Here is a 14,275-nt window from a genome sequence, read left to right as displayed (position 1 = left end):
CAAGGCGAATCACTATATAAGTACTATTTAAATGACATTGGGTGATTGTCCAATACCCCTCTCCCTTCTATCTCATACACTATGATATCTAGAAATAGGGAGTTGGGTTTATCATGAAGACATTCGTAACGGGTGGAGCAGGATTTATCGGATCTCACCTTGTCGACTATTTAATACAACAACATCATGAAGTGCACGTCATCGATGATTTATCTTCTGGAAAAAGATCGTATTTGCATCCTCAGGCTACTTTCCACCACCTTGATATTCGTAGTGATCAAACAGGCGACCTGATCAGGGAAGAAAAACCAAACATACTTTTTCACCTTGCCGCCCAAGCTGATGTGACAAGATCGATTGAAGATCCAAAATTTGACGCTGATGTGAATATTAACGGAACCATACAATTATTAAAGGCATGCAACGATGCAAAAGTACAAAAATTCATCTTCTCCTCCACTTCCGCAGTTTACGGTAATTTACAGAAGACATTCATTACAGAATCAGATCCTGCCACACCGTTTTCCTATTACGGAATTTCCAAATTAAGTGCTGAATCCTATATACAACTATTTCACCAATTGTATCAGCTGCCATTTATTATTCTACGCTACGGAAATGTTTACGGCCCCCGTCAGACCGCAAAGGGCGAAGGAGGTGTGATAGCTGTGTTCATGGAAAAAATCAGAAATGAACAACCATTAATGATTCATGGAGATGGCGAACAATCTCGTGATTTTGTTTATGTTGATGACGTAGTGCAAGCTAATATCGCAGCTATGACAAGCGAACAGAACGGAATGGTACAAATAAGCACTGGTAAACGGACATCCATTAATCAATTGGTTGCATCGCTCTCTTCACTGCACAACAAACCGCTCGACACGGTTCATAAAGCAGGAAGGAAAGGCGACATCAAACATAGCTGTCTCGCCAACCAAAAAGCTTATGACTTATTGAACTGGAAACCAAATACAGAAATAGCTCAAGGCATTCAATACACGTATTCCTATTATCAACCTATAACGGAGAATACGGATAATTAAATAGTCTGCAAAATGAACACATAAGAAAAACTTCGGCATTCAACTCGTCTATTAGCGAGTGCCGAAGTTTTTCCTTATGCCTGGTACATACTGGATTTTCACTTATTCGCGCTTCTCTATTTATAATTTCCTAACCTATTAGATAAAGTGAGACTTTGATCAGTGGAGGTTTTTGCCCCTACTGATCATTAGCGAAACTTATCAGGGTGTTAGTGTCCGTTTACTCCCACTTAGTTTCTTTGTGATACTTGAAGTAGGAGTCTCACAGACGGTTAGCACCGTGATAAAGTGAGACTTTTTGTCCTCTTTCTTTTAAACACTACAAATCTTTGATGACAGCTTCCCACTTTTGTTCCCTTTCTCGCTAAACAATACAAATCTTTGATGACCGCTTCCCACTTTTGTTCCCTTTCTCACTAAACGAGACAAATCTTTGATAACCGCTTCCCACTTTTGTTCCCTTTCTCGCTAAACGAGACAAATCTTTGATGACCGCTCACCACTTTTGTTCCCTTTCTTGCTAAACGAGACAAATCTTTGATGACCGCTTCCCACTTTTGTTCCCTTTCTCGCTAAACAATACAAATCTTTGATGACCGCTTCCCACTTTTGTTCCCTTTCTTGCTAAACGATACAAATCTTTGATGACTGCTCCCCACTTTTGTTCCCTTTCTCGCTATACGATACAAATCTTTGATGACCGCTTCCCACTTTTGGCTCCTTTCTCGCTATACGATACAAATCTTTGATGACCGCTTCCCACTTTTGGCTCCTTTCTCGCTAAACGATACAAATCTCGTGGCATCGCTATCTACTTTTGCTTCCTTTCCTTATCTCGTTACGTCGTGCTTCTTGACTGCTAATTTTCCTATTGCAAAAAAAAGGAAAGTCGAATAAATATACTATCAAAGAGGAACCAAATTTGATGTTGAAACCATATACTTAAACGAAAATATTTCCATCATTGCAAATAGAAATAATTTGTTAGCTTTCTTTATTCGGGATGGGTATGCGCTCTTTTTTTGATTGCTTCCTGATAAATACGAAATACCTTCTTGATTGCTTTGTCCATTCTCCAATGTTTTAACGCCCATTCTTTTACGTTCTTTCCTAGATGTTCCGTTAATAACGAATCTTCCAATAATCTTTTCAATTGCTCACATAAGTGTTGAGGATTACCCGTATTTGCAATCAAACCTGTTTTACCATCCTTGACCATTTCAGGAAGCCCTCCAGCGTCACTGGTGATGATTGCTTTCCCAGCCAGTTGCGCCTCAATGATGGACAGTGGCTGATTATCCAATTGACTCGGCAGAACATAAATATCGGCTAAGGATAGCAAATATGGAATATCTTGACGATTTCCAAAAAAATGAATTTCCTCTTGTAAATCATATTGTTTCACCTTTTCTTGTACATTATTCCGGTCAGGTCCATCCCCAACTATCCAGCAAATCCAGTTATCATTTTTCTTTTTTAATAAATGTAACGCCTCTACCAAATCATAGACACCTTTCTTTTCTATAATTCTGCCTGTGAACAAAATCAGCTTCTGATCTACAGGTCGATCGATCTCCGATTTTATCGCCATTTTCCGTATAAAAGAATCAATGTCATAGCCATAATGAAGCACTCGGAGTTTATTTTTAGGTACTTGATATTCTTTCATAAAAATTCTTTTTAACCAATGATTAGCAACGATGGTATATTCAGCAGCCATTGCCCCTTCTCTTTCCATTTCATCAAAATAACGACAAGCAATTTCCGCTGTAGGTGATTTAAAAATTCTTGTAACGGCATCCTTCAATTCTTCGGCGGCCGAGCCATGAATACTGGAAACCTGAGGAATCGTACGTGGTCTGATCCGGTTTATACAAGCACTGGATATGACATCCTGGGTATGAATCAAATCATAATGCGTAATATCCAGCTTGCGTGCAGCAATTTCGTATATGCAGCGATGTAACTCATAATATCTAACATATGGATCTTGCTGGATAACCGGTAATTGCTTCTTGCGATTCGCAAATTCTGTCTCTATTTCATCCTCTATGGCATTCTTCTCTACCTTCCTTTGCTGATTCCATATATGAACGATCGTATTCCCCTCATTGAACCCCATCAGATCGACTTGATGGCCTTGTTGTTCATAGCGATCTCTTAATTGCATCATATAATTCCACACACCACCGACATGAGGAACAGCCCAAAATGTGGCCAATAAGATTTTCATAGGACATCTCCTTATTTCTCTTCGAATTATTCTCCCTCTTCAATCTTATGCGAATTCTTTCATAATTGTTTGGATAGCAATTATTTTTACTCTGTCGTAATGCCTTTTTATTAATGAACGAGTTTATCTGCCTACAGCAATAACGGTGATCAAGCATAAGATAGCACTACACAAAGTGATCGACTAAATGGCGGTCTGATAATGGAACGAATCAAGCTGTGGCATCGGCTGCTAATATCATGTGATCACGAAGATTGGAATGGATTACCGTGACAAATAACAAAAAGTTGCTTATTACCGGGGCTAGTGGATTCACCGGACAGCATGCCTGTCGTTATTTTCAAGAAAAAGGTTTTGACATAACTGCTGTTTCTCATACAGCAAATCAACTGGAGATGAACTGGATCAAGTGTAATCTAACTAAGCAGGAACAGGTTAAACAATTGATAACTAATACGAAGCCTGATTACGTATTACATTTAGCTGGGCAAAACAATGTTAGTCATTCCTGGAAGAATCCTGTCCAATCAATAGAAACTAATTTGCTTGCTACTTTATATCTTTTGGAAGCTATTAGAGAAGTCGTTCCTCTATGCCGGATAGTTGTCGCTGGATCTACGTTACAGTTTGATCCGTTATCTATGAATACGTTGAAGCATCCATATGGTGTAAGCAAAACATTACAGAGCCTGCTTGCTCAGTCATGGGTACCGTTATACAACATGGAAATTGTCATTGCTAATCCTACCAACTTGATCGGTCCAGGTCCTTCTCATGGTGTCTGTTCGATCATCGCAGATAAACTGGCAGAAACGGAAAGTACGAACACGAACAATCTCCCTTCACTTACTATTAATCTACAAGCACAGCGCGATTTCCTTGATGTCCGTGATGCGATTACAGCATATCATCTTCTGCTAGAAAAAGGAGCTGCTGGTGACACCTACAATGTCACAACCGGAAAAAACCGGTCACTCCTTGAAATCACGAAAGTTTTTCAATCGATGACGACAAGTAATTTCCAGATCGGTTCTACGACTGCCGATCAAACAGACATTCAACCAGTAGCAACTCCTGACCGTTTACATGAGCTAGGTTGGAAACCTGCCATACCACTTAGAACATCTTTAGCAGATACACTTGATTATTACCGGAAACGCTTCTCATCGTCATTCGATAACATGGATAATTTAAGGAGGGATACAGATGAATCCTAAAGTAACGATTATCATACCGTTCTACAACTGTTCCTATGTTGATCAGGCTATAGAGAGCGCATTAGCACAAACCTATCATAACGTGGAAATCATTTTGGTTGATGACGGATCAACTTCTTATACTGAAAAAATAACCCCCTATCTCCAACGATTAACATACATCAGGAAAGAAAATGGCGGTACGGCTACTGCATTAAACCGAGGCATACAAGAGGCATCTGGTGATTATATCGTATGGCTCAGCTCTGATGATGTGTTTTATCCAGAGAAGATTGCTAAACAGATGAAATTTACACAAGACAATCAGGCAGTCATCAGTTTTACTAATTTTGATATTATTGACAATCAAAACAATGTAACTATGAAATGGGGAGGTTATCGATTACAGGACGACGCAGAATTTTATAAACGCTTTTTGCTGACGAATATTGTGAACGGTTGTACCGTTATGATGAAAAAAGATTTGTTCGATCAATTTGGTTTATTCAAGCCAGAGTATCGCTACACACAAGATTACGAAATGTGGTATCGATTAATTGTAAAAGGCTATAAATTTCATTATTTAGATGAAGTACTAACTAACTTTAGAAGACACGATGCATCCGGGACAAATAAACACTTACCTGAACTCTACAAAGAAATGCATAAAATTGAACAAATCTATCGTCCACAGTTATTAAAATTATTTACCATTAAATAATATTTGCTTCGTCGTGAAATAGAATAGAGGTGTAATCAATTGCAAGATAAAAAACAATACATTGACGGATTAATGAGTTGGCCACCACCGTTATACGATGAAGGATTTCCATTAATATTTTTTTGGACTCCTAAAGGAGGTTGTACCTCTTTGATCAAATGGTATTTTTATCATATTGGTTTACTGCAAACTGCATTAGATTATGATCCATGGGTCCATAAATATCGCGAAAATCAATTTTACAAGCAACAGGATTATAAAGAGAAGGTAAGAAAAGATCTATTAAAAGGTGAAAAAGAAGTATATAAACTGGTTCGCGATCCATACAAAAGAGCTGTTAGTTCCTTCTTAAGCATGATTGGAAATGATCAGATTTGTCAGAGTGTTTTTCCCGAGGTAAGTACTGGAATATCCTTCAAACAATTTTTGTATCGTGTAAAACAAATTGGTATAAGTAATGATAAAATCGATCACCACATTGCAGAACAATATATCGATGGAGAAGAACATTTTATTGACCGTTACATTAAACTGGAAGAGTTCAACCAACAAATAACGCTAATTGAAAAGCAGTTTAACTTAACCGCTTCTCCCCTGTCAGAAATCACTCGTTCCCCTCATCACATAAAACAAATAACGAAAGAAACGAAGGGAATTCATTTTTCCGATGTCCCTATCACGATCAAAGATTTTAATAACATACCGAAATATGATCAATTTTATGATGAAGAAGCCAAGCAATTAGTTGCTAGCTTATATGCGAAAGACTTTCAGACATTCGGCTATACAATATAAAATTAAACCACATCAGTCCAATTTAACAAAACCGGAACTTTGCGTTCCGGTTTTGTTTCATTTTGCTCCTAAGTCATGCAACATTTTAATAAAGTTCTGACCATAGCGTGCTGGACTGAAATTTGTATGCAAATGACTGATTGCATTTTTTATAATGGTATTTCTTAATGGATGATTGGACATCAGTTCTTTTGCTTGTTCCACAGCTTCCGGTACATTTCCTAACGTATAATATTTTCCAGTCTGATCATGAATGACAGAGCTTTTTACTCCATCAGAATCAGTCGTCAAGACCGGGCAACGACAACTCATTGCTTCCAAAATAGACAATGGCGCACCTTCTACCTTTGAAGTAGAGCATAAAAAGCCGCCAGAGTCTCCTATTTTTGAAAAATGCTCCGCCATTTTTTCGTGTGGTACATTGGCATGTATGGTAAGGCTATCTTCTAAATCCAATTTCTTTATCATTTCACGAAACGCCTTCCGTTCTATTGGCGTACTAATCGTGGGATCTTCATACATATATAGCTGTATATTAGCATTATGTTGAACCATCTGCTTGCCAATCCGCAGAAATTCCCTCCAATTTTTATTATCTTCAATGCGGCCAATCCATGCAATAATGGGTGTCTCTTTTTCGTTTGAAGGTACATAACCAAATTGCTTCGTATCAAATGAATTATTAAAATGAAATGCCGGAACCGTCGGATAGAATTCTTCGATCAATTCTACGATATGAGGTGTTTTCGGTGTAAGAAAAGCGTCAGCATGCTTCATTACAGTCGGAACAGCAGATTGAAGCACCGATTTAGCTACACTTTTCGGTCCGTAGCCTTGAATTTCTACAATTATCTTTCCTTGGAAACCTAATGAACGGAAGACTGGCAGAATATCAAAGTCTGACGTTACAACTAGAGCACTGAAATGGTTCTTTGTCAGGATTTCTTTAAAGTCATTCACATCCTTGGTAATGTATGTTGGGGCGCCATGATCATTCACAAGTTCTCGCCTTTTTTCATAATACAGAAAATGTGGATTTATATGATGTGCTTGAAGTACTGCCGATCTTTGACGATTTAATGTTTCTACTCCTCCACTCGGCACATAATAAACGAATAGTACATTTATGTTCTGATGCTGGTCGAGGGAAAGAGCTGTTTTCTCGACTAATTCACTGCTTTGATTTTCTATTTCCTTACTTGAATCCATTTGCGCATTCGATTCATCTGAATACATACCGTCATCCCCCTTCATATTCATACTATGTATATGTAGAATCAGCTGGGAGTGTTAAATCTTAAAGTAAGTATGAGAAATAGCGATGGTGACTTGTTTTCATTACCCACATTACGTCGCGTTTCTTTATTGCTAAATTTTTCCTACCGCATAAAGTGAGACTTTGATCAGTGGGGGTTTTTGCCCCCCCACTGATTGTTAGCGGCTGTTTACTCCTACTTAGCTTCTTTATGATACTCGAAGCGTGAAGTGGGAGTCTTACAAACGGTTAGCACCGTGACAAAAAAAGAATGTACGTTCGAATTATTTTTGTTATAATTGAGGTGGATAATGTTCTATTAGGGAGAAGTCGGCTAATCCCCGTTGAAAGGGGGTGATGCCACTGAGTATGTATGAGAGCTTTATGGTGCTTTTTTCATTCGGCACAATGCTTATCGCATTACTCGCTTTGATTGTTTCGATAATCAATAAAAAATAGACCTCCCTATTTACCCTGACAAGTGACTAGGTGAGGTCTATCGTGCAAGATAGCCGAACCCTCTCTGGGGGAACCGCTTATCCGAAAGCCACAGTGTTCGCTGTGGCTTTTTATTTACTTTAATCTTACCAATATTATAACAGTTTGCAGCGATTTTGTCACCTTGCATTCTTTCCATTCCCATGCATATCACTCGTGAATAAATCCAATCAACTTTATAATGTAAATAGAACTTCATTCTCAAAAGGAGCTAATTTTTATGTCCCAGCAAACCGCTTTACTCGCCATGGATTTGCAAAATAATATCATTTCTCGCTATGCAACAGACCCAGAAGCACTACTCCCATTCCAACAGGCCATTGATGCAGCAAGAAGAGCTGATATACCAGTTATATTTGTACGTGTCGCATTTCGAGATCACTTCTTAGAGGTAAGTGAACACAATAAAATGTTTGGTCGGTTAAAACAAATGGATCCAACAGCCGGTTCTAATCAGGGTACCGAGATTCATGAAGCGATTGCCCCTGAACCTGGAGAAGCAATTGTCACTAAGCGAAGAGTAAGTGCTTTTTCCGGAAGTGACCTCGAAGTACTGTTACGGTCGATGGGAATTCAACATGTAATTCTCTCAGGAATCGCAACTAGCGGTGTAGTCCTGTCAACATTAAGAGAAGCAGCTGACAAAGATTACAAATTAACAGTATTGTCTGATGCTTGTCTGGATGGGGATAAAGAAGTGCACCGTGTCTTAACCGAAAAAGTCTTTCCGATGCAGGCAGAAGTTGTTACTGTTTCTGATTGGGCAGCCGGTATTGCTTAAGAACCGGAATGAAGCGAGTTGGACCTAAGTAAATACTGAAGCTGTCTTTAATGCAGATTACGCAAACTGGAAATGCGTCATTTTGACACAAATTGTGTGCTGTAATTCTGCTTTGGCAGACTCTAAAGTTGCACACTTCCGGGTCTCTGCTATTGTGTATACAACCTTTCGAAATGATCAGATAAAACGTAAGAGAAGAATCCATTCGTTCTATTGTGCATGAATCTGCAAGTAAGATATACTTCTCTTTGTTAAAGTGAGACTGCAATCAGGGGGGGATTGACCTCCACTGATTGCTAGCGAAACTTATCAGGGTGTTAGCGTCTGTTTACTCCCACTTAGTTTCTTTCTGATACTCGAAGCTTGAAGCGAGAGTCTTTCAGACGGTTAACACCGTGGTAAATTCGAGTTTTTTATAGCATGTTGGTCCATTTCCTTCTATTTGGGCATATGCTATCAAGAAACATATTTACAAAGAGGTGATATATATGAATTACCCTATACAATCATTTCAGCAAGGTTATTTTCGTAACCCTCCTCACCATGGTGGCGGAGGTGGTCCACATCATGGTCCCAATCACGGTGGTGGACATGGACCAGACGGACCTGGCCCTCATCACGGTCACGGACCGGATCATGGACATGGACCTCATCCACATCCACCACACAACGATCCCTTTAATCCATTAGGTTTCGCAGCAGGAGCAGCTACGGGTTTATTATTAGGGACAGCGGCTTCACCAGGACCATATCCGGCACCATATCCTTATCCGTATCAATACCCGTATCCTTCATATCCTTATTCTGCAGATTATCCAGGCTATCCTTATTATCCGTATCCCTATCCAAACTTTTACTATTAGAAAAACAAAGGCATCCGCCTCTTCTTTTAGCGGTTGCCTTAGTTTTTTTATGTCAGATACACTTAGATTCCACCATACATAATCCGTACCATAAGAGCCTTTCCCTCATGCATTTGCCAATAGTCTTTTGTGTATTTCATCTACCACTTCTTCTGTGCTGTGCTTCCCACCTAAATCAGGCGTTTTAATTCCCGATGCAATGGTGTTTGCCATAGCGTCGAATAATAAAGAGGCGAGTTCCGGATAATCAATATGATCGAGCATCATCTTTGCCGACCACAGTTGCCCGATTGGATTTGCAATCCCTTTCCCTGCAATATCAGGAGCTGAGCCATGGACCGGCTCAAACATGGAAGGATATTTCCCGTCCAGATTAATGTTTGCTGCCGGTGCAATCCCTATACTTCCCATTATCGCTGCTCCGATATCTGTCAATATATCTCCAAATAAATTACTGCCAACAATCACATCAAAGCTGCTCGGTTTTGTTACTAAGAAGGCCGACAATGCATCAATATGCTGTGACTGCTTTTCAACCTTTGGATAATCTTCTCCTACTTCCGCAAGGATTTTATCCCAAAAAGGCATACTATAAACGATTCCGTTAGATTTGGTGGCACTTGTCACTTTTTGATTTCGCTCTTCAGCCAGGGCACATGCATATCTGATCGTCCGTTCTACTGCTTTCCTGGTGAATATTGCATTTTGAACGGCTACTTCATCGGGACCGCTGTGCATGGTCCCTCCGATCTCACTGTATTCACCCTCACTATTTTCACGAACAACCATAAAATCAAAATCATTCGGATTGGCTAGGGGAGATGATACACCTTCGAGATATTTTACTGGACGTAAATTTATTACCTGTTCACACTCGCGCCTGATTTTTATTAATAATCCCCATAAAGAGATATGGTCTGGAACGAGATTTTGATCACCTACTGCACCTAAAAAAATCTGCTCGTGCTGTTTTAATTGTTCCATACCGTTCTTAGGCATCATTTGTCCATGTGCTAGATGATAATCACACCCCCATGGATATTCCGTAAACTGAAAGGTAATACCACCATGGATATCCGCTAATACATTTAACAAATCCAGTGATACCGGGACTACCTCTTTTCCGATTCCATCGCCAGGAATGACAGCAATATCATGTGTAACCATAAGGCACCTTCTTTTTTAAAAAATGTGGATAGTTAGAATCTCTCAAGACTTGCATTATCCTTCTACAGAAACTTTGCACTTATGAATATATATTAGTAATACATCAACTTAGCGCTCAATGTTTTCTAATTTTAGCTAAGTGTTGTTAGATCATATACCAATCGATACATATTGCTTTTCCAAGAAGTCTTCAATCCCTTGATGGCCACCTTCTCTGCCAACTCCACTTTCCTTCATTCCCCCAAAAGGAGCTTGTGCAGCAGAGACAATCCCTTCATTCCAGCCGACCACACCGTAATCAAGGCTCCCGATCAGCCTCATACCTCTGCTTAAGTTTTCGGTAAACACATATGCTGCTAATCCATAAGGCGTATCATTTGCTAATTGTATGGCTTCCTCATCTGTTCTCACCTTTTGAATTGGAGCAACTGGACCAAATGTTTCTTCCTTCATGACGATCATGTTAGCATTAACATCTTTCAAAACGGTTGGTGCATAATAATTGTCACCTGCCGAAGCATCCCGGTTACCACCAACCACTACTCTAGCCCCTTTCGACACCGCATCGGTAACATGCTCTTCTACTTTTTCAACTGCCGCCTGATTAATTAATGGGCCAATATCTGTCTCACTATTCAATCCATTTCCGAGCTTCATACCTTTTACTTTTTCGGCAAAACGTTCGATAAAAGCTTCATAGATTCCTTCTTGCACATAGATTCTATTCCCGCAAACACATGTCTGCCCGGCATTCCTGAACTTCGACGCCATCGTTCCTTCCACTGCTTTATCGATATCTGCATCATCTAAAATAACGATAGGAGCATGCCCTCCAAGCTCTAGCGATAATCGCTTCAACTGCTTGGCACCTTGCTCCATCAATTTTTTTCCTACGGCAGTGGAACCGGTAAATGTCACTTTCTTCACTTTGGCATTACCCATCAGCTCTCCACCAATTTCAGTGGATGAACCGGTAACAATATTGACAACACCGGTTGGAAAACCCGCCTGATGACAAAGTTCAACTAATTTGATTGCGGTTAAGGGTGTTTCTCCGGATGGCTTTACAACGACAGTACATCCAGCAGCAAAAGCCGGAGCCATCTTTCTTGTCAGCATGGCAGCCGGGAAGTTCCACGGGGTAATGGCTGCAACAACACCAACCGGTTTCTTCCAAACTTGCATTCTATTATTGGGCTTATGAGAAGGAATCACTTCTCCGTAAATTCGCTTTGCCTCTTCTGCATACCAGTCAATATAAGACAACGCATAATCGATCTCACCGCGAGATTCTGCTAATGGTTTACCCATTTCTAATGTCATAACTCTGGCAATCTCTTCTTTTTGATCGATAATCAGCTTTGCCCAATCCTTCAGTAATCGATTTCGCTCATACACAGTCGTTTCGGACCAGCTTTTAAAAGATGCTGCAGCTGCGTCAATCGCTACACTTGTTTCTTTCACACCCGCTATTGGTATAGTTCCAACGACTTCTCCATTAGCAGGATTGTAAATATTCTTCTGTTCGAGTTCTTGACCGATCCATTCGCCGTTTATATAATTTAATCCATTCATCATTAGCACCACCTTATTTTCATTTGTCCTTATTACACCATTCAATGATTGCATGAGTAATAATTTCAGCCGTTTCAAAGATATTATCAAGTTCAATATATTCATTTGCAAAGTGTGCCATACTGGTTGTTCCCGGTCCAAAAATAACACTCGGGATATTACCTGCCTGTGTCAACAGTCCGCCATCCGTTCCCCATGTTGAACCAGCGATGACCGGTTCTTCCTTTTTTATCGATGTATAAGTTCCCTTAAGAACGTCCATAAAGGCATGATTTAAAGGGCAGTCACCAGGAGGAAGACGTAAGCCAAACCATTCCACCTCAACAGGATGCTTCTGAAACCACGGATCTTTATCTGCTAAATTGGCCAAAGTATCTTCAAATTCTTGCCGCGCCTCTTCAATTGTTTCTCCTGGAGCAATGCCATACCTGCCCTCTATTTCTACAAGATCAGGTACTGCTGAAGGGAAGTATCCACCTTTAAAACTGCCAACATTTAAAGGAATTGGAATTGGATTGTCTGCATACAAAGGATCTGTGATACGATCATTTCGTTTTTTTTCTAATTCCAGAAGTGTCTGATAGACAATTACTCCTTTATCAATTGCACTTACTCCCTCATATCTCGTACCACCATGCGCTGATATCCCCTTGACCTTAAGTCGAAACCAATTCGAACCTTGTTGCTTAGGGAAAATTTTCATTTGGCTTGGTTCCGGAATTAATGCAACGTCTGCGTTGTATCCTTTTTCAATAACAGAGAGCGTTCCAGAGCCACCAGACTCTTCCTCAATCACACTACAAAAAACGATATCTCCCTTTAATGTCAGATTCATTTCTTTTATTGTTTCCATCGCTATAATTAAAGCCAGGTTTCCCCCTTTCATATCGGTAGCACCACGGCCAAATAATTTGCCATCTTTCACCGTTCCTGAAAACGGATCATCATCCCAAGGATCCAAATCACCAGCTGGTACGACATCAATATGGCCATTCAACATAATCGAATGACCGCCTCCTGTTCCAGGTAATACACCAACGACATTCGGGCTTCCTTTAAAGCTTTTTCGAGTGGAATTAAAAAAAGGATTTTGAGAAAGTGTCTGATAATCTGGTTCCCAAACATCAACCTCTAAACCTAATTCATGTAACTTTTCGGCGACAATAGTCTGCACGCCTTGTTCATTTCCTACTGTACTGGGCTGTTGTACCATTCGTTGAAGCAGGGTGGTATAATGCTCTCGTTTGCCATCAATACACGCTTTAATTTGTTGAGACAAATCCAAAATTATTTCCCCCTTACTATTGTTGGTATTACTCATGCTTCCTTAAGTAAAGTGAGACTGGAATCAGTTGGGATTTTGACCCGCACTGATTGCTAGCGAGACTTATCAGGAAGTTTTCGCCCGTTTATCCCCTACTCCGCTTCTAAGTTATTACTCAAACCTTAAAGTGGGGTATTACGGACGGTTAGCGCCGTGGTAAATATGTCTTCTGACAGATAATTCAATCAAAGATTTATCCTGTACCTGTAAGGCTTGAAATAAATCTTCATGTTCCTTGTAGAACAATTCTTTGTTTTGCTTATAATACGTATCCAATTCAGATAAAAAGGTGCGTATTTGAACTTGAATGAGATCATACATCTTCACAATCCGCGAGTTGTTACACAAATGAACGACAAACAAATGAAATTTCAAATCCAGATCAAACATCGCATTCCAATCATCCGTCTTATCGAGTTTTTTCATTTCATCGATAATGTTACTTAATTGCTCGAAATCTTCTGCTGTCATCACCTCTGATGCATTGATAAATGCCTGTGTTTCGAGAATAGCCCGAACTTCCATAATCTCACGAACATCTTCATCACTATGTTTAATAACAAAGGTACCTCTTCTTGCCTTATTCTCCAGTAAACCCTCGAACTCCAATGTTTGCAATGCTTCTCTCAGTGAACTTCTGCTTACCCCAAATTCCTCGGCCAGACTCGCTTCATAAAGTCGCTCACCAAACTCAATTTCCCCATTCCAAATCCGTTTCCTGATCTCTTCTGATATCACTTCGCTGAGCGGTTTTTGAACTAGTTTATTATTATCATTCATTACTCTCTTCCTTCATAAAATGTAATAGCACTTCTAAACGA

General features: G+C 39.8%; 13 protein-coding genes. 7 read left to right on the top strand and 6 right to left on the bottom strand.

Annotation, left to right across the window (positions count from 1 at the left end; all coding sequences use genetic code 11):
• Positions 1-113: 113 nt before the first annotated feature.
• Entirely contained in the window at positions 114-1,046 is a 933-nt protein-coding gene (locus MUN87_RS19895) for an NAD-dependent epimerase/dehydratase family protein (RefSeq protein WP_244743349.1), read from the top strand.
• A gap of 994 nt (positions 1,047-2,040) precedes the next feature.
• On the opposite strand, the gene MUN87_RS19890 is transcribed toward MUN87_RS19895, so the two are convergent.
• On the bottom strand, positions 2,041-3,279 hold the full coding sequence (locus MUN87_RS19890) for a glycosyltransferase family 4 protein (RefSeq protein ID WP_244743347.1): 1,239 nt from the start codon (positions 3,277-3,279) through the stop codon (positions 2,041-2,043).
• A gap of 269 nt (positions 3,280-3,548) precedes the next feature.
• Here MUN87_RS19890 and MUN87_RS19885 point away from each other — a divergent pair, with 269 nt between their 5' ends.
• The 3 genes from MUN87_RS19885 (at position 3,549) to MUN87_RS19875 (ending at position 5,991) form a co-directional block, all read left to right on the top strand.
• Positions 3,549-4,496 carry an NAD-dependent epimerase/dehydratase family protein gene (locus MUN87_RS19885; protein WP_244743345.1) on the top strand — a complete coding sequence of 316 codons (948 nt, stop codon included), beginning with the start codon at positions 3,549-3,551 and terminating at the stop codon, positions 4,494-4,496.
• Positions 4,486-5,196 (top strand): glycosyltransferase, encoded by a 711-nt coding sequence (locus MUN87_RS19880; RefSeq protein WP_244743343.1) that lies wholly within the window; start codon positions 4,486-4,488, stop codon positions 5,194-5,196. The genes MUN87_RS19885 and MUN87_RS19880 overlap by 11 nt, the downstream gene beginning before the upstream one ends.
• A 150-nt stretch (positions 5,197-5,346) precedes the next feature.
• Complete coding sequence (locus tag MUN87_RS19875; RefSeq protein WP_244743342.1) at positions 5,347-5,991, top strand: sulfotransferase family 2 domain-containing protein; 645 nt, start codon at positions 5,347-5,349, stop codon at positions 5,989-5,991.
• Positions 5,992-6,048: 57 nt separating this feature from the next.
• On the opposite strand, the gene MUN87_RS19870 is transcribed toward MUN87_RS19875, so the two are convergent.
• On the bottom strand, positions 6,049-7,227 hold the full coding sequence (locus MUN87_RS19870) for a glycosyltransferase family 4 protein (RefSeq protein ID WP_369413965.1): 1,179 nt from the start codon (positions 7,225-7,227) through the stop codon (positions 6,049-6,051).
• A gap of 376 nt (positions 7,228-7,603) precedes the next feature.
• Here MUN87_RS19870 and MUN87_RS22350 point away from each other — a divergent pair, with 376 nt between their 5' ends.
• The 3 genes from MUN87_RS22350 to MUN87_RS19855 all read left to right on the top strand — a co-directional run bounded on the left by MUN87_RS22350 (position 7,604) and on the right by MUN87_RS19855 (position 9,388).
• Entirely contained in the window at positions 7,604-7,705 is a 102-nt protein-coding gene (locus MUN87_RS22350) for a putative holin-like toxin (protein WP_369413964.1), read from the top strand.
• A 259-nt stretch (positions 7,706-7,964) separates the two neighbouring features.
• Positions 7,965-8,525, top strand: a complete 561-nt coding sequence (locus MUN87_RS19860) for a cysteine hydrolase family protein (protein ID WP_244743340.1) — start codon at positions 7,965-7,967, stop codon at positions 8,523-8,525.
• Positions 8,526-9,013: 488 nt separating this feature from the next.
• On the top strand, positions 9,014-9,388 hold the full coding sequence (locus MUN87_RS19855; protein ID WP_244743338.1) for a hypothetical protein: 375 nt from the start codon (positions 9,014-9,016) through the stop codon (positions 9,386-9,388).
• Positions 9,389-9,493: 105 nt separating this feature from the next.
• Here MUN87_RS19855 and MUN87_RS19850 read toward each other — a convergent pair whose 3' ends face one another.
• From MUN87_RS19850 to MUN87_RS19835, 4 genes are all read right to left on the bottom strand, one after another.
• Positions 9,494-10,555, bottom strand: coding sequence for a tartrate dehydrogenase (locus MUN87_RS19850; RefSeq protein WP_244743336.1), 1,062 nt, complete (start codon positions 10,553-10,555; stop codon positions 9,494-9,496).
• Positions 10,556-10,705: 150 nt separating this feature from the next.
• Positions 10,706-12,130 carry an NAD-dependent succinate-semialdehyde dehydrogenase gene (locus MUN87_RS19845; RefSeq protein WP_244748023.1) on the bottom strand — a complete coding sequence of 475 codons (1,425 nt, stop codon included), beginning with the start codon at positions 12,128-12,130 and terminating at the stop codon, positions 10,706-10,708.
• A 19-nt stretch (positions 12,131-12,149) separates the two neighbouring features.
• The gene (locus tag MUN87_RS19840; RefSeq protein WP_244743335.1) at positions 12,150-13,415 is read right to left on the bottom strand and encodes a peptidase; all 1,266 of its coding nucleotides are present in this window, start codon (positions 13,413-13,415) and stop codon (positions 12,150-12,152) included.
• A 174-nt stretch (positions 13,416-13,589) separates the two neighbouring features.
• Positions 13,590-14,234, bottom strand: a complete 645-nt coding sequence (locus tag MUN87_RS19835; RefSeq protein ID WP_244743332.1) for a GntR family transcriptional regulator — start codon at positions 14,232-14,234, stop codon at positions 13,590-13,592.
• Positions 14,235-14,275 lie beyond the last annotated feature (41 nt).

Source organism: Gracilibacillus salinarum (genome assembly GCF_022919575.1).
Classification (GTDB): Bacteria; Bacillota; Bacilli; order Bacillales; family Amphibacillaceae; genus Gracilibacillus; species Gracilibacillus salinarum.
Note: the sequence above shows the minus strand (reverse complement) of the source record. Positions and strands in the feature narration are given on the sequence as shown.